The 21762-nt window shown below is 61.4% G+C and carries 18 protein-coding genes and 2 tRNA genes; 14 read left to right on the forward strand and 6 right to left on the reverse strand.

Annotation, left to right across the window (positions count from 1 at the left end; genetic code table 11):
* Nucleotides 1-15: 15 nt before the first annotated feature.
* The 4 genes from BACI9J_RS06685 (at nucleotide 16) to BACI9J_RS06700 (ending at nucleotide 4631) form a co-directional block, all read left to right on the forward strand.
* Nucleotides 16-3012 (forward strand): UPF0182 family membrane protein, encoded by a 2997-nt coding sequence (locus BACI9J_RS06685; protein WP_159733707.1) that lies wholly within the window; start codon nucleotides 16-18, stop codon nucleotides 3010-3012.
* A 131-nt stretch (nucleotides 3013-3143) separates the two neighbouring features.
* Nucleotides 3144-3217: transfer RNA gene (locus BACI9J_RS06690), tRNA-Met, on the forward strand.
* A gap of 421 nt (nucleotides 3218-3638) precedes the next feature.
* Nucleotides 3639-3712: transfer RNA gene (locus BACI9J_RS06695), tRNA-Met, on the forward strand.
* 121 nt (nucleotides 3713-3833) lie between these two features.
* Nucleotides 3834-4631 carry a GntR family transcriptional regulator gene (locus tag BACI9J_RS06700; RefSeq protein WP_159733708.1) on the forward strand — a complete coding sequence of 266 codons (798 nt, stop codon included), beginning with the start codon at nucleotides 3834-3836 and terminating at the stop codon, nucleotides 4629-4631.
* Between the two features lie 110 nt (nucleotides 4632-4741).
* On the opposite strand, the gene BACI9J_RS06705 is transcribed toward BACI9J_RS06700, so the two are convergent.
* Both BACI9J_RS06705 and BACI9J_RS06710 read right to left on the reverse strand, forming a co-directional pair.
* A complete protein-coding gene (locus BACI9J_RS06705; protein WP_159733709.1) occupies nucleotides 4742-5530 on the reverse strand; it encodes a PspA/IM30 family protein in 789 nt (262 codons plus the stop codon).
* 98 nt (nucleotides 5531-5628) lie between these two features.
* On the reverse strand, nucleotides 5629-7683 hold the full coding sequence (locus tag BACI9J_RS06710) for a TPM domain-containing protein (protein WP_201296527.1): 2055 nt from the start codon (nucleotides 7681-7683) through the stop codon (nucleotides 5629-5631).
* A 320-nt stretch (nucleotides 7684-8003) separates the two neighbouring features.
* On the opposite strand from BACI9J_RS06710, the gene BACI9J_RS06715 reads away from it, so the two are divergent.
* The 6 genes from BACI9J_RS06715 (at nucleotide 8004) to BACI9J_RS06740 (ending at nucleotide 14515) form a co-directional block, all read left to right on the forward strand.
* Nucleotides 8004-9674, forward strand: a complete 1671-nt coding sequence (locus tag BACI9J_RS06715) for a S1C family serine protease (protein WP_201296528.1) — start codon at nucleotides 8004-8006, stop codon at nucleotides 9672-9674.
* A 264-nt stretch (nucleotides 9675-9938) separates the two neighbouring features.
* On the forward strand, nucleotides 9939-10742 hold the full coding sequence (locus tag BACI9J_RS06720) for an electron transfer flavoprotein subunit beta/FixA family protein (protein WP_159733711.1): 804 nt from the start codon (nucleotides 9939-9941) through the stop codon (nucleotides 10740-10742).
* 14 nt (nucleotides 10743-10756) lie between these two features.
* Nucleotides 10757-11710: an electron transfer flavoprotein subunit alpha/FixB family protein gene (locus BACI9J_RS06725; RefSeq protein WP_159733712.1), complete on the forward strand. Its 954-nt coding sequence runs from the start codon at nucleotides 10757-10759 to the stop codon at nucleotides 11708-11710.
* A gap of 5 nt (nucleotides 11711-11715) precedes the next feature.
* The gene (locus BACI9J_RS06730) at nucleotides 11716-12495 is read left to right on the forward strand and encodes a PIG-L deacetylase family protein (protein ID WP_159733713.1); all 780 of its coding nucleotides are present in this window, start codon (nucleotides 11716-11718) and stop codon (nucleotides 12493-12495) included.
* A 74-nt stretch (nucleotides 12496-12569) separates the two neighbouring features.
* Nucleotides 12570-13115, forward strand: a complete 546-nt coding sequence (locus BACI9J_RS06735) for a gluconokinase (protein WP_159733714.1) — start codon at nucleotides 12570-12572, stop codon at nucleotides 13113-13115.
* The gene (locus BACI9J_RS06740) at nucleotides 13112-14515 is read left to right on the forward strand and encodes a GntT/GntP/DsdX family permease (protein WP_159733715.1); all 1404 of its coding nucleotides are present in this window, start codon (nucleotides 13112-13114) and stop codon (nucleotides 14513-14515) included. The genes BACI9J_RS06735 and BACI9J_RS06740 overlap by 4 nt, the downstream gene beginning before the upstream one ends.
* Before the next feature lie 344 nt (nucleotides 14516-14859).
* Here BACI9J_RS06740 and BACI9J_RS06745 read toward each other — a convergent pair whose 3' ends face one another.
* The 4 genes from BACI9J_RS06745 to BACI9J_RS06760 form a co-directional block, all read right to left on the reverse strand.
* Nucleotides 14860-15690 (reverse strand): anti-sigma factor, encoded by an 831-nt coding sequence (locus BACI9J_RS06745; RefSeq protein WP_159733716.1) that lies wholly within the window; start codon nucleotides 15688-15690, stop codon nucleotides 14860-14862.
* 1 nt (nucleotide 15691) lies between these two features.
* Entirely contained in the window at nucleotides 15692-16297 is a 606-nt protein-coding gene (gene sigK, locus BACI9J_RS06750; RefSeq protein ID WP_201296661.1) for an ECF RNA polymerase sigma factor SigK, read from the reverse strand.
* 188 nt (nucleotides 16298-16485) lie between these two features.
* Nucleotides 16486-16953, reverse strand: coding sequence for a tRNA (cytidine(34)-2'-O)-methyltransferase (locus BACI9J_RS06755; protein WP_159733718.1), 468 nt, complete (start codon nucleotides 16951-16953; stop codon nucleotides 16486-16488).
* 51 nt (nucleotides 16954-17004) lie between these two features.
* On the reverse strand, nucleotides 17005-17949 hold the full coding sequence (locus BACI9J_RS06760) for a J domain-containing protein (protein ID WP_159736379.1): 945 nt from the start codon (nucleotides 17947-17949) through the stop codon (nucleotides 17005-17007).
* Between the two features lie 122 nt (nucleotides 17950-18071).
* On the opposite strand from BACI9J_RS06760, the gene BACI9J_RS06765 reads away from it, so the two are divergent.
* The 4 genes from BACI9J_RS06765 to BACI9J_RS06780 all read left to right on the forward strand — a co-directional run bounded on the left by BACI9J_RS06765 (nucleotide 18072) and on the right by BACI9J_RS06780 (nucleotide 21742).
* A complete protein-coding gene (locus tag BACI9J_RS06765; protein ID WP_236558531.1) occupies nucleotides 18072-18998 on the forward strand; it encodes a diacylglycerol/lipid kinase family protein in 927 nt (308 codons plus the stop codon).
* Between the two features lie 51 nt (nucleotides 18999-19049).
* Nucleotides 19050-19721 (forward strand): hypothetical protein, encoded by a 672-nt coding sequence (locus tag BACI9J_RS06770; RefSeq protein ID WP_159733719.1) that lies wholly within the window; start codon nucleotides 19050-19052, stop codon nucleotides 19719-19721.
* 63 nt (nucleotides 19722-19784) lie between these two features.
* Complete coding sequence (locus tag BACI9J_RS06775) at nucleotides 19785-20465, forward strand: helix-turn-helix transcriptional regulator (RefSeq protein ID WP_159733720.1); 681 nt, start codon at nucleotides 19785-19787, stop codon at nucleotides 20463-20465.
* Between the two features lie 59 nt (nucleotides 20466-20524).
* Nucleotides 20525-21742 (forward strand): cysteine desulfurase family protein, encoded by a 1218-nt coding sequence (locus tag BACI9J_RS06780; RefSeq protein ID WP_159733721.1) that lies wholly within the window; start codon nucleotides 20525-20527, stop codon nucleotides 21740-21742.
* The last annotated feature ends 20 nt before the right edge of the window (nucleotides 21743-21762 follow it).

The following is a 21762-nucleotide window of genomic DNA, read 5'->3' on the forward strand; positions in this document are numbered from 1 at the left end:
AATGAGGTACAGAGTTTGTCCCGTCCCGCCAGCTCCAATCCGCCCGGAAGATCACCGCTGAGACGAGGTGCCCTTACGCCCACTCTCATTGTTGTGGCAGTGGCCGTCGTCGGGTTCATTTTCTTCGCCAATGTGTGGACTGACGTCCTGTGGTACCAGCAGCTTGGCTTCTTCGAAGTCTATATCCGCGAAAACCTCGCCAGGATCATCACGTTCCTCATCGGTTTCGCCATGATGTTTGCCGCAGTTTTCTTCGCCATCAGGATCGCCTACCGCTCCCGGCCCGTGTACGCTCCGGATGCTGAAGCCCGGGACAACCTGAACCGTTACCAGGCCCAGCTCGAGCCTGTTCGCAGGGTTGTCATGATCGGCCTACCTATCCTGTTCGGGCTTTTCGCCGGCAGTGCAGCCGCCAGCCAGTGGCAAAAGGCTCTGTTGTTCTTCAACCAGGAGCCCTTCGGGCAGAACGATCCGCTCTTCAACATGGACATCAGCTTCTACCTGATGACGCTGCCGTTCCTCGGTTTCGTCACGGGTTTCCTGATCAGCATCGCGGTAGTTGCCGGTATTGCCGGCATCTTGACTCACTACCTCTATGGCAGCATCCGCCTCATGGAACGCGGGATCTTTACGAGCCGTGCCGCGCAGATCCATATCGCCGTCACCGGCGCTCTCTTCCTGGTCCTGCTGGGCATCAACTTCTGGCTGGACAGGTACACCACCGTTCAGAGCAACTCGGGCCGCTGGGCCGGCGCACTGTACACGGATGTTAATGCCGTGGTGCCCACCAAGGCGATCCTTGCTGTGGCCGCGGGTCTTGTCGCCATCCTGTTCATCATTGCCGCGGTTATTGGCCGCTGGCGCCTTCCGGTGATCGGTACCGCCATGTTGGTCATCACGGCCATCCTTGCCGGTGGCGTCTACCCGTGGGTCATTCAGCAGTTCCAGGTACGTCCGTCCGAGAACACCTTGGAAAAGGACTTCATCGATCGAAATATCAAGATGACGCGGGCTGCCTACGGTCTGGACAAGATTGATGTATCCGCCTACAACGCCACCACCACCGCCACAACGGGTGCCTTGGCCGCGGACGCACAGACCACTGCCAACATCCGCCTCCTTGACCCGAACCTTATTTCTTCGGCGTTTGCCCAGTTGGAGCAGTACCGTCCGTACTACCAGTTCCCGCAGACCCTGAATGTTGACCGTTACATGGTGGACGGCAAAGTCCAGGACACGGTTATTGCTGTTCGCGAACTGAACCCTGATGGCCTCAGCGCCAACCAGCAGACCTGGGTCAACAGGCACATCGTTTACACCCATGGTTATGGCGTGGTCGCAGCCAAGGGCAATAAGTTCACTGCCGATGGCAAGCCGGAATTCCTGCAGTCGGGCATTCCGTCCAATGGTGTCCTCGGAAACGACGCTTCCTACGAGCCGCGCATCTACTTTGGTGAGAATTCACCTGAGTACTCCATTGTCGGAGCGCCGGATGGTGCACCGAACCGCGAGCAGGACCGGCCGGCGGGCCGTGAAGGCGGCGGCGAAACGCAATACACCTTCAGCGGCAACGGCGGACCGAATGTTGGCAACTGGCTCAATAGGATTCTCTACTCCATCAAGTTCCAGTCATCGGATCTCTTGCTCTCTGATGGCGTCAACGCCGAATCCCAGATTCTTTATGAACGCAATCCGCGCGAACGCGTTGAGAAGCTCGCCCCGTACCTGACCGTTGACGGCAACGCCTACCCTGCAGTGGTGGACGGCCGCGTCAAGTGGATTGTTGATGGTTACACCACCAGCCAGTACTTCCCGTACTCCCAGCCTCAACAACTGCAGAATGCGACGGCCGATTCCCAAACCAGCGCAGGGCGCACAGTAGCCTTGCCGAACAGCTCGGTGAACTACATCCGGAATTCGGTCAAGGCCACCGTGGACGCCTACGACGGCTCGGTGAATCTCTATGCGTGGGATGATCAGGACCCCATCCTGAAGGCTTGGCAGAAGGTCTTCCCCACAGTCATCAAGCCGTACTCGGAAATGTCCGGCGACCTCATGAGCCACGTTCGCTACCCCGAAGACCTCTTCAAGGTTCAGCGTGAACTTCTGGGCCGCTACCACGTGACAGATCCGGACAGCTTCTACCAGAACAACGATGCTTGGAGCGTTCCGAACGATCCCACCGTTTCCGAGGCAGTCAAGCAGCCTCCGTTCTATATGTCACTGCAAATGCCTGACCAGGAGAAGCCGGCCTTCCAGCTGACGTCGTCGTTCATTCCGCAGACTGTCAATGGCAGTGCGAGGAACATTCTGTATGGATTCCTTGCAGCTGACTCTGATGCCGGAAACGAGAAGGGGGTCAAGGCCGATAGTTACGGAAAGCTGCGGCTCCTCGAGTTGCCAACCGACACCCAGGTGCCGGGTCCGGGCCAGGCGCAGAACAAGTTCAACTCCGATCCCACCGTGTCCCAGGCGTTGAACCTGCTGCGCCAGGGGGCATCAGATGTTCTGAACGGTAACCTGTTGACTCTTCCCGTGGGTGGCGGTCTGCTCTATGTGCAACCCGTCTACCTGAAGTCCACAGGTGAGACGTCATACCCCACATTGCAGCGTGTGCTGGTTGCCTTCGGTGACAAGATCGGCTTCGCGCCAACCCTTGACGAGGCACTGAACCAGTTGTTCGGTGGAGACTCCGGCGCTTCTGCCGGGGATGTCGCCAACAATGGCCAGACACCAACGGCGCCTCCGGGCACTACTACACCGCCGGCTGGCCCCACCGATGCCAAGGCAGACCTCAAGGCTGCCCTGGACGAGGCCAACAAGGCCATCCAAGAGGGCCAGGCAGCCTTGGCTAAGGGTGACTTCGCCGGCTACGGTGCGCAGCAGACCAAGTTGTCTGAGGCACTGCAGAAGGCGATCGATGCTCAGGGCCGCTTGGATGCCACCCCGGCTCCAACAACGACGCCGGGAGCTACTCCCAGTGCGACACCCTCGGCTACGCCAAGCAGCTAGATCTGGAGCTGGCTAAGGGCCGGCACTTGCTCCTTTCCGGGGCGGGTGCCGGCCTTTTGCGTAGGGGAGATGCACATCACGTCCCCTCGATTTGGTCTGCCATTCACCGGGCGGTAATGTTGTTCTTGCGACGCGGGGTGGAGCAGTTCGGTAGCTCGCTGGGCTCATAACCCAGAGGTCACAGGTTCAAATCCTGTCCCCGCAACTGGAGAAAAGGTCCGGATCAGTATTCACTGATCCGGACCTTTTGTTTTGCCCCAAACTGCCGCGCCGCACCTCCACAGTCCGGCGCTCTCTCACATCCCTCGGGTTTGGCCCCAACCCTCTTTCATGTCCCTCGTGCTTGAGCGCAACCCTTCTTCATGTCCCTCGGGTTTGGCCCCAACCCTTCTTTATGTCCCTCGGGTTTGGCCCCAACCCTTTTCACTTTCGAGCGGAAGGATGCTTGGTCCGTATCGTCCTAGGATCATGTGAAGAAGGGACAGCGGCGGCCGGCCTGGGATCGGCTTCCGACCCTCGGCCACCACCACAGCCAGGCTCGCAGACAACGGGCGAGTGATCTGCGGCACCTTGAGTGCCATATGGTCAGAAGCACCCCAAGGGGTGCGGTAGAGTTGTTCTTGCGACGCGGGGTGGAGCAGTTCGGTAGCTCGCTGGGCTCATAACCCAGAGGTCACAGGTTCAAATCCTGTCCCCGCAACTGGAGAAAAGATCCGGATCAGTAACGACTGATCCGGATCTTTTGTTTAACGAGTCGCAGGCCTGCCGGGTGCTAGCATCAAAGCCGGATTCGCTGAGGCAAGAAATGGATGGGACGCTCAATGGTCAACGAAGACTATGGATTTGGCCTCAAGCGTGAAGTTCTTCAGAGGGATGGTCCGGTTGCCGTGTATCAGCAGGTGGCTGACGTTCTAACGGACCAGGTTAGCCGGCTGGAGCCGGGATCCCGGATACCCACGGAAGAGACCCTGATGGACGCATATGGCATCAGCAGGACCACTGTCCGGAAAGCGATAGAAAGCCTGGTTATCAAAGGGTTGCTGGTCCGACGGCAAGGCAAGGGTACTTTCGTGATGGCCCAGCGCCCCGTCAAGATGCTGAATCGGCTGGCGCCGTTCATGGAGACGTTTACCGCAGCCGGGATGAAGACTGTCAAGGGACTCATCGAATACAAGTGGATGGAGAAGGACCAGTCAGTACCAGCAAAGCTGGTGTCCGACGACAACCTGGTTCTGGTCATCCGGCGCTCCTACTCAAGCGCCGGATGGCCTTATGCCATCGCGGAGATCTTCATTCCCTCGCACATCGGCCGCCATATCAGTTTGGCGGATGCTGAACGGAACTCTATTTACCAGGTGATCCAGGACAGGACGCTGAAGCCCCTGCACCGCGCCGAAATCACGGTCACCATGCACGCACCGCCTGAGCACCTGGCAGATGCTCTGAACGTGCGCGGGTTCGCCATGGTTCCCCGTCTGGAACGGACGACGCTTGGGGATCACGGGGAGGTTCTGGAGTGCACGGTGACCTACTTCCATCCCAAGGGATTCGAAATCCGCGCCGAGGTAGCAACGGATGTCAGTCCGGGGCAAGACTCACAGGTTCCAGCCGTGGGGTAGGTCAGGCGCGTACAACAGAAGCGGGCCGGATCCCTTTCAGGATCCGGCCCGGTTCTTGTTGCAGTATGTGGGCAGCCCGTCCGATTGACGGTTGCAGCCCGGTTTAGCTCCTAGAGCTTGTCGAAGTCAGCTTCATCCACGGTTGCGCCGGATGATGCCGGGGCTCCTGCGCCAATGGCAGGCTTGGAACCGCCTGATTTCAGGGCTGCCAGCCGGGCCTCGATCTCCGTTTGCTCTCCGAGGTCTTCGAGCTGGTTGAACTGGGCATCGAGGCTGGAGCTGGCGAGTTCCTGCTGGCCGAGGACCTTGGCCTCTTCGCGGCGGATCTTCTCTTCGAAGCGGCCAACTTCGCTGGTGGGGTCCATGATGTCGATGCTCTTGAGGGCATCGTGCACCTGGGACTGCGCAGCGGCGGTCTTGGAACGGGCCACCAACTCGTTGCGCTTGGCAGTCAGCTGGTTCAGCTTGTTCTTCATCTGGTCAAGCCCGGTCTTGAGCTTGTCCACTACCTCGGTCTGGGAGGCGATGCTCGGTTCTGCGGCCTTGGCCTCGGACTCGGCGGTCATCTGGCGCTGGATGGCTACCTTGGCAAGGTTGTCGAACTTCTGGGCATCAACGGGATCACCGGCAGCGCGGTACTCATCTGCCTTACGCGACGCTGCCAGAGCCTTGTTGCCCCAGTCCTGTGCGTTCTTGACGTCTTCGTTGTAGTCCGCCTGCAGCATCCGGAGGTTACCGATGGTCTGGGCCACGGCTGATTCGGCCTCGGCAATGTTGTTCGTGTAGTCGCGGACCATCTGGTCCAGCATCTTCTGCGGGTCCTCAGCCTGGTCCAGCAAGGCGTTGATGTTTGCCTTGGCGAGCTGTGAGATCCGACCGAAAATGGACTGCTTAACCATGGTGTTGCCTTTCGTCCTGCTCAGTGGTGACACTGAAATCAGTGATCAGTTGTTGTACCGCTTCTATGCGGGGCGTTGACCCCGCCTAGTCTGTCTGGCTAGAAGCTGCCGGAGTCTCCGCCACCGAAGTCGCCCCCGCCTCCGCCGAAGTCTCCTCCGCCGCCGGAATCGCCGCCGAAGAATCCACCGCCGCCTCCTCCGTCGTTGCCGCCGCCCCAGCCGCCGCCTCCTCCGTTCAGGATGGAGTTAATGAGAATGCCGCCGAGGATGGCACCACCGAGGCCGCCGCCTCCGCCACCTCCGCCGAACATTCCACCGCGTCCGTAGCCCTGATCGGCGTAGCCGAACTGATCGACGTCGGACTGGGCGAGTTGAGCGGCCTGTGCCGCAAGGGAATGCGCCTGCTGGGCATAGGTAAGGGCAGTGACCGGATCATTCCGGGAGATGGAAAGCGCGTAGTCGAGGTTGCGCTGGGCCTCTGCCAACCTCGTCCGAGCCTCCGTGCCCACGCCGCCGCGACGCGCTGTGATGTAATCCGATGTGGCACTGATCTGTGCCTGCGCAGCCATGATGGTTTGCTGAAGTGAAGCTTGCGCTCGGCGGGCTTGCTCCTGCTGATCGCGGACGCCGGACAGAGACTGGTCCAGCGCCTGGTGAGCTGATTCCAGGCGGCTGAGCGTCGCTATGGGATCGATCTTGCCGCCTTGGATCTCGGTCTTGACCTGCGCCAAGGCCGCTTCCACGCCCGCCACAGGACCGGCGAGCTCCGGGTGCGCACCGGACTGAATCATCGCCCGTGCTTGCGCAAGGTCCTGACTCGTTTCCGCTACGGCGCCTTCCAAGGAAGCACGGGCCTCATCCAGGCTGCCGGCCGTCTTGGAGATGGCATCAATCAGGACGTTGGTCTGGTGGAGGCTTTCCTCGGCAGCACGGACGGCAACAGCAGCTAGGCTGTTCTCGCCGTTTGCCAGCTTCTCTTGGGCGGCCGTAGCAGCGTTCTGTACGAAAGCCAGCCGCTCCTTGGCCTGAAGAATGTTGTCGGAGACCTGTGTCAAAGCGGATTCGGCATATTTGACGCGCAAGCTTTCGAGGGACTGCTCTGCGTTGGCGATCTTCGCATCAGCCTCCCTGGCTCCGCTGGTCACGGCCGCCAAGGCCTGGGGCGCGTTCTTTTCAAGCTCGCGCAACGAGTCGAAGTCAGCCTTCTGATCCCGCAGCGAGGCAAGAGCGGCTTCTGAGCGGCGAATGATTTCGCCGAGCCAACTGCGCTGCTGCTCTTCGGTGTCAGGTATGTGGTCATCCAACTGCTGCTGCAGTTTGAAGGACTCCGTCATGTGGCCCTTAGCCTCTTCCAAGGCCTTGGTGAAATTGCCAATCGCCGAATCGCCGTACTGAGCCTGAGCGAAGCCAAGCTCCTGCTCGCTGGACTTAATGGCGTCGTCCGCCTCGATCAACAGCGAGCCGCTCTTCTGGCGGAGCTCGGGAATGGTCAGGCCCGCCAGTGGGTCAAGCTGTTCACCTTGTGGTCCGTAGCTGGCGCTGACAGCCTTGGCGCTGCCCTTCTTGCGCCGGTTACGGAGGTACAGGTATGTGCCTGCGCCACCGGCTGCGACCACACCAACCCCGACAAGCACTCCGACGCCGGCGTTTCCGCTGGGAACCGTCCCGCTGCCTCCGCCTGCTGCGTCGCCGATTGCAGCGGCCGTATCGATTGCGGCCTGGGCAAAGTCAGCCTTCCCCGCACCCAAATTGGCGGCAACAGCATTTTGCGTGATGTTGGACTGCTTTGAGGCGATGGAACTAGCAGAGTTAAGGGCGAAGTAGTATTGCCCGGCCTTGGAGATCGCCAAGATGGCGTCTGCCTTGCCCATTCCCTTGTTGGTGGCCACAGTCTTGGCCCACTCCGAAGGCACCGACGGGTTGGTGAAGGAGTCCACAGTGACGACGTACAGGTTGTACTTGTGGTCCTTGAGAGTCTTTTGAATGGCCTCTTGGACTTCGCCTTTTCGGCTGCCCAGGACGTTGGCATCGTCCACGATGTTTTGGCCGGACGGTATGGTCACCGGATCGGCCGCCCAAGCGGAGGTGGCCGGTAGGGCCAACATTCCAGCCAGGCCGATCACGGCGAGTGCGCGTTTTACTATTGACCGCATGTGCAACCCTTCAGCACGTCTGCGACTGGAACAAGGCGTACCAATCGTCACAGAATGCTCAGCGCCCCCACGCATGGTGTAAAGCCGCAGGTCGCTGTGGCAATTCCTCTTGATTCTATGGTGCACCCCCAAACCCGTCCACAGGAGTGAATATGCCAGCAGCGAAATATAGGAGAGGACTGAATTGTTGACGCGTTGAGGGCCCTCTGGACCAGGGCAAACATGCTCATGAGGTCTTTCAGGAAGCTCCCAGCGAACGTCCGCTTTTGTTCCAGTTATTGGGTACATAGTTGGTGAAGACGAGGATGAAAGGAAGACCCATGACGGAGAACCCAGCGCAGGGCACTGCACCAGAGAACCGCGACCCATCAGAGCCGCGGGATACAACGGGGGTGCACGGCGATTCCGGCGCCACCCGGCAGCAGCCCGCTTGGACTTCGGGGGAGGGGGCCGGGACCGAAAACCAGGCACAGCCCACGACTCCTCTGCCCGCCTTCCAGCCTCCGGCCTCTCCCCAGCAGCCGCAGACCCAACAGCAGCCGCAGCCCCAACAGCCGCAGCCCCAACATCCGCAGCACTACGGCGCTCCGCAGCAGCACGATCCGGCTCACCGCCCCGGTTACCCGCAGCACCAGCCGTTCTACGGTGGCTCGAGCACGGGAAACAACCCCGCTTCCCAGTTTCAAAACCAGCAGGGATACCCGAACCAGCAAGGATTCCAGAACCAACAGGCTCACAACAGCCCCGGCATGCAGCACGCGCCAGGGCACTCTTCGGCAGTTACCACCAAGCGCAAGCCGGCATTCGGCGTCGGTACCCTGGTGGCAAGCATGCTCGCGGCGGGCCTGATCGGTGGCGGTGTAGTGGCCGGCAGTAACGCACTGTGGGATAACCCGGCACCGGCAGCTTCAACAGGCGGACAGTCCAGCACGGTGATCGTCAACAATAAGGATGACGTCAACGTTATTACAGCTGCGGCCGCCAAGGCCTCGCCCAGCGTTGTGACCATCAAGGCAACCAGCGGGAACGAGGGCGGCACCGGTTCCGGCATCATTCTGGACGACCAAGGCCACATCCTCACCAACACTCACGTGGTCACGCTGGATGGTGCCACCGCAAACGCCGCCATTGAGGTCCGTACGAGCGACGGGAAGGTCCTCAAGGCCACCGTAGTGGGTACTGACCCGTTATCCGACCTCGCAGTCATCAAGGTCAGCGATGCCTCCGGGTTGGTTCCGGCAACGCTCGGTGACTCGTCCAAAATCAACGTGGGGGACACCGCCGTCGCCATCGGTTCGCCTTTGGGCCTGACCGGGACGGTGACCGATGGCATTGTGTCCACGCTCAACCGCACCATCAGTGTGGCGTCCTCTGCCGTCCCCGAAGGAACACCGGACGAGAGTCAGGGCGGGGACGAAGGCTTCCAGTTCGCACCGCCTAACGGTGGCCAGAGCCAGAGCACAGCCAACGAGGGCTCGATTGCCATCAACGTCATCCAGACTGATGCCGCTATCAACCCCGGTAACTCCGGTGGCGCTCTGGTGAACAGCAAGGGTGAAGTGATCGGGGTCAACGTGGCCATCGCTTCGGCGGGCAGCGGAACCTCGGAATCCTCCAGCGGCAACATCGGCGTCGGCTTCAGTGTTCCCATCAACCACGCCAAGCGTGTGGCGCAGGAGATCATCGAAACCGGCAAGGCCAGCCATGGCCAGTTCGGCGTGTCAGTTCGTTCGAAGTCGTCCACGGGCAGCGATTCAGGCTTCTCTGTTGGTGCCGAGGTTGCCTCAGTGACCTCGGGGTCTGCTGCTGCAAAGGCCGGACTCAAAGTTGGCGATGTGGTAACCAAGTTCGGTGACTACGCCGTGAGCGACCCCAACCAGCTGACCGCGGCAGTCCGGGAGCAGCCCGCCGGTGCCAAGGTCAAGGTCACCATTCAGCGAGGTGGCCAGACGCAGGAAGTTGAGGTCACCCTCGACGCCGCGCAGCAGTAGGCGCTTTAGCGGCAGGCAAGAACAATTCACGACGGCGGGCGGCATCTCACAGATGCTGCCCGCCGTTTTGCGATACCTCGGCATCAAGGCGGCAACTGCGAAAGCATCGCGCGTAGCTGAAACAGGGCTTAACGCGGGGAGTGGTTTTCTGCGGGCAATATGCTTAGCTAGGACGAGCCCACGCGCTGGGCAATCCACGGCCACGCTGTTGCGGTTGGCCGTCCACAAGCATGGAAGGCTGCTTCGAAGACAGTGGAAGAGACATTGAAGATTGTCGTTCTGGTCAAGCACGTCCCGGACGCCCAGTTTGACCGGCACATTACCGGACCTGGCAACACCACCGACCGTGATGAGAGCATCTTGTCTGAACTGGACGAGTACGCCCTCGAGGCAGCGCTCCAGTTGGCGGAGGAACGCGGCGGACCGAAGGCCGGGAATGAGGTCATTGCTTTGAGCATGGGCCCGTCCGGTGCGGTCAATGCCGTGAAGAAGTCACTCCAGATCGGGGCGTATTCCGGCGTCCACCTCAGCGACGACGCTTTGGCGGGTTCCGATGCTGCCGCAACTTCGCTGGCGCTTGCCGCTGCCATCCGTCATATCTCGGCCGATGGTCGCCCAGTGGATTTGGTCCTGACGGGCATGGCTTCCACCGACGGCGAGACCTCGCTCATTCCGGCACAGCTGGCCGAGCGTCTGCAATTCCCGCAGGTAACCTTCGCTTCCAGCCTTGAAGTTTCGGGAGGCCAGGTAAGCGCCCGTCGCGACGCCGGCGCCTTCTCCGAGACGGTTGAAGCACAGCTTCCTGCTGTAGTTTCGGTCACGGACCAGATCAACGAACCGCGCTACCCCAATTTCAAGGGCATTCTGGCAGCGAAGAAGAAGAAGATCGCCTCGCTGTCACTGGCTGACATTGGCGTGGACGCCTCACAGGTGGGCTTGGCCGGTTCCTGGACGGTGGTGGAGTCCGCAGAGGCACGCCCGCCGCGGACTGCTGGAACCATCATCACGGACGACGGCGACGCCGGCATCAAGCTGGTCGACTTCCTCGCCGCACAGAAGCTGCTCTAAAGGGGACTCCAACCATGGCAAATGCACTTGTTTTCATTGACAACCCGGGAGCAGCTCTCAAGAAGAGCAGCCTGGAGCTCCTGACCATCGCCCGCTCACTGGGGGAGACCGCCGTCGCTTTCACCGGCGAGTTGAACGACGACGTCGCGGCCACCTTGGGTGCCTATGGCGCCACTACGGTTTACCAGCCGTCAGTGGAAGACCTCGACAACTACCTGGTAGGGCCGAAGGCTGCTTACCTGGCTGCTGCCGTGGCAGAGTCCGGTGCCACGGCAGTTCTGTTGGACAATTCGCCTGAGGGCAAGGAGATTGCGGGCAGGCTGGGCATCAAGCTCAACGCCGGTGTTATTACCGATGTTGTGGGTGTTGAGGCTGATGGTACTGCGCACAAGTCGGTTCTTGCTGGCTCGTACAACACCACCGCCAAAGCCACGACTCCTGTGACGGTCCTTTCGGTCAAGGCCAACAATGTGGAGCCTGCTCCCGCCGGTGCCGCCGCTGCACCGGCAACTGCCACGGTCCAGGTTCCCGCCGAGGGCCTGGCGAACTCCGCTCGCATCGCAGCCCGCACGGAGAAGCCTGTCAGTGGACGACCTGACCTCAGCGAAGCGAGGATCGTCGTTGCAGGGGGTCGCGGAGTGGATGGCGACTTCGGACCGCTGGAAGAGCTGGCTGACGCCCTCGGCGCGGCGGTGGGTGCGTCCCGCGCTGCAACTGATGCCGGATGGATCGGCCACGATGCCCAGGTGGGCCAGACCGGAGTTACGGTTTCGCCGCAGTTGTACATTTCTGCCGGTATTTCAGGTGCCATCCAGCAGAAGGCCGGAATGCAGACGTCCAAGGTCATTGTGGCCATCAACAAGGACGCAGAGTCGCCGGTGTTCGAGATCGCCGATTACGGCATCATCGGTGACCTTTTCAAGGTTCTTCCGCAGGCCACTGCAGAGATCAAGAAGCGGAAAGGCTGATCCCTTTGCCTACTGACACCACGTCAGCAAAGAGCCCGTTCGACGCCTCTACGGAGCGCGTCGAGCGGGTGCTTTGTTTTACTGCCCATCCTGACGACATCGACTTTGGCGCAGCCGGCACCATCGCGGCTTGGACGGCTGCCGGCGTCGAGGTCAGTTATTGCATCATGACCGACGGCGATGCCGGCGGCTTCGACCCCGTGGACAGGGAAAGGATCATTGAACTCCGCGCTGAGGAGCAACGAAGGGCCGCCGCTTTGGTGGGCGTCACGGACATTCATTACCTGCACGAGCTTGATGGTTACCTTGAGCCGACACATGGCGTCATCAAGCAGGTAGTGAGGCTGATTCGCCAAATCCGCCCGGACATCGTGCTGACCATGCACCCGGAACGGAACTGGGACCGCCTTCAAAAAAGCCACCCCGATCACCTCGCTGCCGGCGAAGCTGTTACCCGGGCTGTCTACCCGGCGGTGGAGAATCCCTTTGCCTACCCGGAACTGGCCGCTGAGGGGCTCGCAGCCTACAAGCTGCCCTGGTTGTGGTTTATCTCCAGCCCGGATGCCAGGGAGAACCACTTCGTGGACGTGTCTGAGCACGTGGATGCCAAGCTGGAAGCCATCCGTGTCCATGCAAGCCAGCATCCGGATATTGAAGGTATGGACCAGGTTGTGCGGCGCATGATGCTGGCAAACGGGGAGCGCGGCGGCCTGCCCGCCGGGACCAGCGCAGAGGCCTTCCACGTAGTATCCGTCAACGGGTCCAGCACTATCGCCGGCTTCTGACGTTGCCGTGGTGTAACCCGTGTCATATGCTTGATCTCGGTTAAATCATATTTATTCGAGGAAGGCAGACTTTGATGGCGAAGACTGCGCAACAACCCGTACTGGTGATTATGGGAGTCTCCGGTTCGGGCAAATCGACAGTAGCCGGCGTACTTGCCGGGAAGCTCGGATGGGACCTTGCCGAAGGCGACGACCTCCATCCCGAGGCGAACGTGGCCAAGATGCAGTCCGGGCAGGCCCTCAGTGATGAGGACCGGTGGCCCTGGCTGGGCATCATCTCGGCTTGGATTCAGCAACATGTGGAGTCCGGAACACCGGCCATCATCACGTGCTCGGCGCTAAAAAAGAAGTACCGCGATGTGCTGCGCGGGGAAGGCGTTGTTTTTGTTTTCCTTCAGGGGAGCAAAGACAAGATCTCGGATCGCCTTGCCTCCAGGCATGGCCACTTCATGCCACCGTCGCTCTTGGAGTCGCAGTTCGATGCGCTTGAGGAGCCCACAGAGGATGAGAACCACATCTCCTTGTGTGTCTCCGCTTCGCCGGCCGAAGAAGCTGACGAAGTCATTGAACGGCTGGGTCTGCGGCCTCTTGGGATCGCTACTGAAGAGACCGCCTCGTGAAGGCCTTGGAAACGGCGACGCAGGTACAGGAGTGGACGGCGCACGACACCCAACTCCTCGTGGTCGCAGGGCTGGGCATCGCACTGATTGTTGTGTTGATCGCCAAGCTGAAGCTTCACCCGTTCCTGGCGCTGGTTCTGGGTTCGGCCTTTGTGGGGCTGGCTTCAGGCGTTGAACCGGGCAAGGCCATCACCAACTTCGAGGACGGCGTGGGCGGTGTCCTCAAAGAGGTCGGCCTGCTCATTGCCCTCGGTGCCATGCTCGGGAAACTGCTGGCTGATTCCGGTGGGGCAAACCGGGTGGTGGATACCCTGCTGGCCAAAGCAAGTGGCAACAAGCTGGTGTGGATGATCACCCTTGTGGCTGTGATCATCGGGTTGCCGATGTTCTTCGAAATCGGGCTCGTCCTGCTGCTTCCGGTGATCGTCCTGGTGACGCAGCGGTCCAAGATGAAACTGATGCGCATTGCCATCCCGGCGTTGGCCGGACTGTCCGTGCTGCACGGGCTGGTGCCGCCCCACCCGGGACCACTAATCGCCATCAGCGCGGTCAAAGCGGAACTGGGAACAACACTTGGCCTGGGCATCCTCGTGGCGATCCCCACGGTCATTATCTGTGGTCCGCTCTTCTCCCGCCTGGCTGCGCGTTGGGTACCTGTTGACGCGCCGGCTGTGGCCGGTGGCATCGACACCCGGCACGCAGTTGACCTGGGTGAAGTGAAGCGCCAGCCGTCGTTCCTTGTGACGCTGCTGACCACCATCTTCCCCGTAGTGCTCATGCTGTTGAAAGCTTTGGGCGGCATCATCTGGCCGGACCCTGAAACGGCGCCTGCAATCAGGATCTTCTTCGACTTTGTGGGCCAGCCTCTGGTGGCCATGACGTTGGCGGTTCTCCTGGCGATCGTGACGTTCGGATACGCCGTGGGGTTCACGGGCAGCCGGATCACGGTCAAGCTGGGTGAAAGCCTGGGGCCCATCGCCGCAATCCTCCTGATTGTGGGGGCCGGCGGTGGTTTCAAGCAGACGTTGATCGGTGCCGGTGTGGGCGATGCCGTCAAGAAATGGGCCGAAGGTGCCAACATGTCAGTCCTGGTGCTTGGCTTCATCGTGGCGGTAGCCCTGCGCCTTGCTACGGGATCAGCGACTGTGGCCACTGTGACGGCGGCGGGCATCGTGGCGCCGCTTGCAAGCAGCCTGAGCCCGACGCACGCGGCCCTGCTGGCTTTGGCAATAGGCGCAGGTTCCTTGTTCCTGTCCCACGTCAACGACGCCGGATTCTGGCTGGTCAAGGAACTGTTCGGGCTCACTGTTGGGCAGACCTTCAAGACCTGGTCCGTGATGGAGACACTGATCTCCGTGGTGGGCTTCGGCTTCGTGATGCTTCTTTCGCTGGTGTTGTAGCTGCCCAAAGCAACCCAAACGTACGACGGCGGCCGTCCCACCCAAGGGGGGCGGTTTCTAGTGGTCGTTGCAACACTGCTGGTGTTATGTGGTCATTAGTAGATCACGCAGACGCTCGGCTGGGGTATCCCAGTCGAGCGTTTTGCGTGGGCGGCCGTTGAGTTCCTGGGCGACAAGCCCTGAAGAAAGCCTCCCTCTGCTCAGGGGTAGATCTCGCAAACTTCCGGGACTCCGAGGAAACATCGCTTAAATGCGGCACGGTCGTTGCAACTCCCAAAAATCTAGGGTGTTGCAACGACCGCTAGAACCCAAGGGGGACGGCCGCCGTCGTACGTCGTTGGGAGTCAGGCGCTGAGCCCGACCACCAGCACCGGGTCCGTGGTCGGGGCGCTTGAACCGCCGGTGGGCTCCACGGTGATGGCTACGGACGAAGCTGTAGACAGGCCCTTTACCACCGCCGGCTTGGAGAGTGTTTCAGCATCCATGGTGCCCTGCGGTACCGGGGCGGAACCGTCCTTGGGGAGGGTCCACAACTGGTAGACCTTGCCATCGGGCGCAGGTGCAACGCCGTCCATCAGAACCACAAAGGAATCCTTGGCCGATGATGCGGAGATGGTGGCCGTACCACCACCTGGAACAGGAGCAGACTTTTTCTGGACGTCCTGCGCCTGGAGCACCTGGTTGACCGGGTCATTCTGCGAGGAGACGTAGGCTCCCACGCCGATGCCGCCGAGTGCGATGACAGCCGCAGCGGCTGCCCCGACGATCCACCGGCGTGCGCCACCGGCGCGCGTACGTTCTTCACGCTTGGCCCTGGCAACGGCGAGGTCGTCGACGGCGGGAGCCGCCACCCGGGCGGTCGACGGCTCTGCAGCGGGTTGGGCTGCATCCCGGGCGATGTGCTCCATGATGTTCTCCAGGAGGGCGGCCGGCGGCGCTTCTTCGGGGGCGAAGCTGACGGCGAGAGTCTCGCGGGCTTCGCGAACACGCTCCAGGAATTCAGGACCTTCCGGGGCGTCCTTGACGTAGCGGTCAATCATGGCTCGTTCGTCGTCACTCACAGCGTCCAAGGCATAGATTTCCGCCAGTTCGAGCACACGGCCCTCGGCAAGGTCTGTAGCGATGTCGTTGGCAAACATTCTGCGGATAAAGCCTCCACTGGTGTTTTCACTCATATCAACCCACCCCCAGGCATGTCTTCAGGCGCAGCAGCCCGTCACGGATGCGCGACTTGATGGTGGGGACCGCCGCACCGAGGTGCTCGGCAACTTCCCGATACGTCAATCCGCCGTAATACGCGAGGCGGACAGATTCGCGTTGTGTGTCCGTCAGCGTACCGAGGCACCGGCTGACAGCTTCGGCTTCAAGATTGGTATCGGCTTCCTCCGCCACCAGGTCACGGTCCAAGTCCTGGCTGGCTGCACCGTACTTTGCTTCACGGTCAGTTGCCGCTTGTACGGTCCGGACGCGATCGATGGCCCGCCGGTGGGCGATGGTCATCAGCCAAGCCAGCGGGGTCCCAGCGGCGCGGTCAAACTTGGCAGCGCCCTGCCAGACCTGGATGTAAACCTCTTGGGTGGCGTCCTCGCTGAGGTCAGGGTCTATGAGGACGCGTCTGGCCATGCCGAAGACGCGCCGGGAAGTCAGCTGGTAGAACTCGGCGAAAGCCTGCTGGTCGCCTGCTGCCACTTGTTCGAGCAAGCCAGTCAGCTGCGAGTTCAGATCAGTCGCAGAGCCGGTAGCTTCGAAGACCGGGGGGCCGGGATTGTTGGGGATGTCCATCACCGTCCAGCATATGTCGTCCCGTTTGAAACCGGCAGCATCACGGGATTGCGTCGACGGCGCGGCGGTGCAGCGGCTTGCCGTCATCACCCTGGTTTGCAGCGCGCTCACGTAGGCTCCCTCAACGAATCTCCAAGGCAGGAGTTGTCCTGCATAAGGTATTCGGTGCTGCCGCGCCGTTGGATGGGCTAGACCTTGGCGCCGGCAAAACCGTTCTGTCGCCAGGCTTCAAAGACCGCGATGGAGGCAGCGTTGGCCAGGTTGAGCGAGCGCAGTGAGGGTCTCATGGGGAGGCGGACACGGGCGGTGACGTGTGGATCCTGCTTGAGCCAGTCCGGCAGGCCTACGGATTCGGGTCCGAACATCAGGACGTCGCCCTCGCGGTAGCTGATGTCCGTGTAGGAGGTCTCGCCGTCGGAGGTGTAGGCAAAAACCCGTTCCGGCTTGAGGGCAGCCCACGCGGCGTCGATGTCTTTATGGACAGTGACTACGGCCAGGTCGTGGTAATCGAGCCCGGCGCGACGCAGCTTGGCATCGGAAAAATCAAAGCCGAGGGGCTCTACCAAATGAAGTTCGGCCCCGGTAATGGCGGCCAAACGGATGGCATTGCCCGTATTGCCCGGGATTTCTGGAGTGTGGAAGAGGATGCGGAACACTGTCCCATCTTAGTCAGCCCCGTGCGGGCCGGCCGCTGCATCGAGGTGGATCTAGTGCATTCCGCGAAGGAGTCTCGCCAGGACAGGCACTACTACGGTGTTTGGCGCGGGCCCTGAGCTGAGGAAATGCTTGAGTCCCCTTACCAGCCCTGCGGCGTTAACTACTTCCACCGAATTGTTCCCCGACTGGCCCTTGCCGTATTGGTCAATGACAGGTTCGTGAAGATTTCCGTCAGGACTGTGCAGGACCACCCAGCCGGTGACATTGAGTTCGGGAAAGAGGTCCTGCATATGCCGGACGATGTGGGCGAGCTGGGGAGGCGCCACCGAACGCCCGCCATGCCGCAGCGAATGGCCGTCCCAGGCGTAAGCGCCTTTGGGCAGGAGCATGGAACCCACCAATGCCAGCCGGTAGCCGGACAGGACAGCGTGGTCTATGTGGTTGTTGTCCGACGGCGAACGCAACCCGTTGATCAGCCGGGCTGCGGGTATGGCGGTCAGGACTTGCCGGCTGATGAGCTGAACTGTGCGCATTTCCCGCTGGATGCGGGCCTCGGCGCCGAATATGCCGCGTTTGCGGGGGAGGCCGTGGACTTGTTGGGCTGCTTCCTCCGCCGGGATGAGCGGAACCTCGTTGGGGTCCTCGAAGGCAGGAACATAGACTGCAGGATCGCCTGCTGTGTTGCGCTGGGCCCGGGGTTTTTTGATGTTTGTTGTGGCGGAGGGACCCGGCGCGGGAGTGCCTGTGTAATCGCCGGGCCGCGGCTGGCTCACATCCGAGGAGCCGCGCGCGTACCTGCGGTCGTAGTCGGCCCTGCGTTGGGGATCAATGAGAGTTTCGTATGCGAGGGTTACGCGTCGGAACATCTCCGGTTCTCCGCCGTGATCAGGATGGGCTTTCCGGGCAGCCTTGCGGTAGGCCACTTTGATCTCTTTGTCCGTAGCGGTGACGGAGACGCGGAGAACCTGATAGTGCGAACTGCTGCCCTCGGCCAAGCACGGGCCCTTCTCTATGATGTGGTCGCGCATCTGGAGAGGCGCGGTACTGGCAAGTTTATCCAGCCATTATGTGAACGTCGGTAACGGGGTGCGTGGTTCCCGCTGGCATAATTCGAGCTGTGAAACCTCCGGCGGCCGAGAACCCTTCCGGCACGCCGATGAAGATCGCCGTTGCCATCAATCCTGCAGCCTCTTTTGGCGGTGCGCGCCCCGCCGGGCACCAGGCCGTAGCGCACATCCGCGCCGCGGGCCGGGACGTCGTCGTGCTTGAAGCGGAAAGCTATGGCGCCCTGCGCAGTTCCGTGGAGCGGACACTGGCAGAAGGGGTGGATGCCTTGGTAGTGGTGGGGGGTGATGGCATGGTTCATCTGGGTGTCAATGCGCTCGCGGGTCTGCAGATTCCGCTGGGTATTGTTCCCGCAGGGACCGGCAATGATGTGGCACGGCTCTTGGGTTTGCCGCTGAACGACACCGCGGCCGCGTGCCGCCATTTGCTGGGTGCGTTGAAAACCGGCGGGCGCAAAATCGACGCGGGCAGGGTTACCGCAGGTGGCCGGAATACGTACTTCGCCGGTGTCCTGTCTGCCGGGTTTGATGCCGCCGTCAATGAACGGGCGAACTCGTGGAGCTGGCCCCGCGGGAAGAGTCGCTACAACCTGGCCATGCTCAGGGAGCTGGGCTCTTTCCGGCCGATCACTTACACCGTCACTGCCGACGACGTGACGTGGAGCCAGCCCGCTTTGCTGATCTCGGTAGCAAATGGGCAGTCCATTGGCGGAGGCATGAAGATCACCCCTGAGGCTGTGCCCGATGACGGCTGGCTGGACATGTTTGTAGTGAAGCCTCTGACCAGGTTGCGTTTTCTTGCCGTGTTTCCCAAGGTTTTCGCAGGGAAGCACACCAGCCATCCTGCGGTGGAGATCAGGCGCGTCCGTAGAGTGCATTTGGAGGCGCCCGGGGTAGTGGCCTATGCGGACGGCGAGCGCATAGCTGAATTGCCGGTGGACGTGGAGGTTGTTCCTGCAGGTTTGTGGGTTCTCGCCTAGCGGGCAGCTAGACTCGTTCGCGGTGACAGGGCCAGAGGGCAAGGAGACTTAGTGGCGAGCAACGTTCGACGACGATTGGCCGGCTTTGTTGCCACCGGAGCTGCTGGTGTTTTGTTGGCTGGCTGCAGCATTAATGTTCCTGATCCTGCTGCGCCTAAGCCGTCGCCGACGGAATCTACGCTGTCAACTCCCACCATTACTCCGGGTCACGACGCGGCGGCGGTTGCTGCGAAGGACTTGCCGCTTGCGGCAGGGGGCACTTTGGCGCCGGGGGATCCCGTGACGGTCTCCACGCGGTTGGAGGAAGTTCCTGGGTGGTCGGTGTTTCACTCGGCACTGCAGGGCGAAAACAGGTACAAGAAGACTGACGGGTGCACGCTCGCAGTCCGGGTCAGTGTTAATCAGGGCCCTCTGGTGGTGGCAGGCGATGACGCAGCGTCGACCAAGGAACTATTCGCCTACCTTAATGCTGGTGCGCTGGACGGTCTGAAGCCGGCATCGTTGCGTTGGGGAGAAGGATCCGACAAACCGCAGCACAGCGTGGAGTTCCTAAGCTTGGAATCTTCGGCAACATCCGGTGGTAAACCGGCGATTGTCCTGGCTAGGTTATTCAGTGCCCCCGCGTCCTCGGTGTATGTCTCCTTGTCGTGCCCGAATGATGCTGCCTTGACCGCTGCGCGTGCAGAGGTGTTGGCCCGGCTTGTGGTTGTCCCGCCGTCCTGATCGCTGCAGAAAGCGGCTACGGGCTAAAGAAGTAATTCTTGTTTTTAGAGTTACCGTGGATGCATGGGCACCTTTGACCTCCCGTGGATCCGGAAACTCGCAGCGGCCGCTTCCTTGAACGATGAGAACCGCCGAAAGCTATACGGATACGTTGTGGCAGCGGGATACGCGGTGGGTCGGGACGAAGCTGCCTCAGTGTTGGAGCTTCCCCGGAGTTCGGTGTCCTTCCACTTGGACCGCATGGTTGACGACGGACTGCTGCAGGTGGAGTTCAGGAAGTCACCCGGGAGATCAGGACCAGGATCCGGGAGGCCATCGAAGCTGTACTGCCCGGTGGTGGACGAGATTGGAGTCTCCTTCCCTGAGAGGCATTATGACCTTGCGGGCCACATCATGGCAGCTGCCCTCAAACGCGCCGGCGATGGCGCGCCGGTAGCGGCAGCCCTGCAAGAGGTCGCTGCAGCCAAAGGAAGCGAGCTGGGAAGGCCTGACGATTTTCCGGGAGTGCTCAGGGATCTCGGATACCAACCCGTGTCCGACACCTCCGGGGGATACCGGCTGCTCAATTGCCCGTTCCACCGGTTGTCGCAGGACCACAGGGAAGTAGTCTGCGCCATGAACGGCGCGTTCCTGGCCGGAGCTGCGAGGGCCTCCGGACTCAGCGCCGACGTTGTGGTGCCGGTCCCGGACCATGGCCCGGGCCATTGTTGCGCGCGCATCACCAGCCTCAATCAGGACTCCTGAGCAGCGAAGGCTCGTGAACACCCGCATGGCCCGAATGACGGCGTCGGTAGAATAAGAGGGTGCCTGTATACCTTGACCATGCCGCAACCACGCCCCTCTCGGCCGAAGCGCTCGCTGTCATGACGCGCGAGCTGGCGCGGACAGGTAACCCTTCGTCGCTGCACGGCGCGGGTCGCCGCGCCAGGCGCGCAGTAGAAGACGCCAGGGAGACGCTGGCAACTGCGGCCGGGGCCCATCCATCCGAGGTAATTTTCACCTCCGGCGGTACCGAAGCTGACAATCTGGCGGTCAAGGGCCTCTTTTGGGCCAGGCGCGACGAGGACCCTCGCCGCACGCGCATCCTGTGCTCCGCCGTCGAGCATCATGCGGTCATGGATACCGTGGAATGGCTTGAAAAGCACGAAGGTGCAAACGTTGTGTGGATTCCCGTGGATGGCGAAGGGAAGGTCCGGCTCGAAGCAGTCAAGCAGGAAATTGAGCGCGAGCCGGAATCGGTGGCGTTGGTTACCGTGATGTGGGCCAACAATGAAGTGGGCACCATTGAGCCCGTGAGGGAGATCGTGGAGCTGGCGAAGCCGCACGGAATTCCTGTTCATTCCGATGCCGTTCAGGCCTTCGGATCTATTCCCGTGGATTTCCGCGGCTCCGGACTCGCGGCGATGTCCGTTTCCGGGCATAAGCTTGGTGGTCCCGTGGGCGTTGGTGCTCTTTTCCTTGGGAGGGCTGTGAAGCTCACCCCGGTGCAGCACGGCGGAGGCCAAGAGCGCGATGTGCGTTCGGGAACGCTGGATACTCCCGCGATTGCCGCCTTTGCCGCAGCCGCGGAAGCTGTCACTGCGAATCTTGCAGCTGAGCATGAGCGCCTCAGCAAGTTGCGGGAGCGACTCATCAGCGGTGTGCGCGCGGCAGTTCCGGACGCTGTGCTCAGGGGTGCATCAGGCGATGGGAGGCTACCGGGAAACGCGCATTTCACCTTCCCCGGGTGCGAGGGCGACTCCCTGCTCTTCCTCCTGGACCTTGCCGGGGTTGAATCCTCTACCGGCTCCGCGTGTACTGCGGGGGTGCCCCGGCCTTCACACGTCCTCCTGGCCATGGGCCTGGATGAGGACACAGCCCGTGGCGCCCAGCGCTTCACCTTGGGCCATGACTCCACCGAAGAGGATGTGGATGTGCTCCTGAAGGCACTTCCTGAGGCGTGCCTCAGGGCGCGGCAGGCAGGAATGGCCGGGCACGAATCCACCATCCAGACAGCGGCGACTGTAGCCCGGCAAAGCTAGCTGCAGACTTTTGAGCTTGG

Origin of the sequence: Arthrobacter sp. 9V (assembly GCF_902506065.1) — a bacterium.
Lineage (GTDB): Bacteria > Actinomycetota > Actinomycetes > Actinomycetales > Micrococcaceae > Arthrobacter.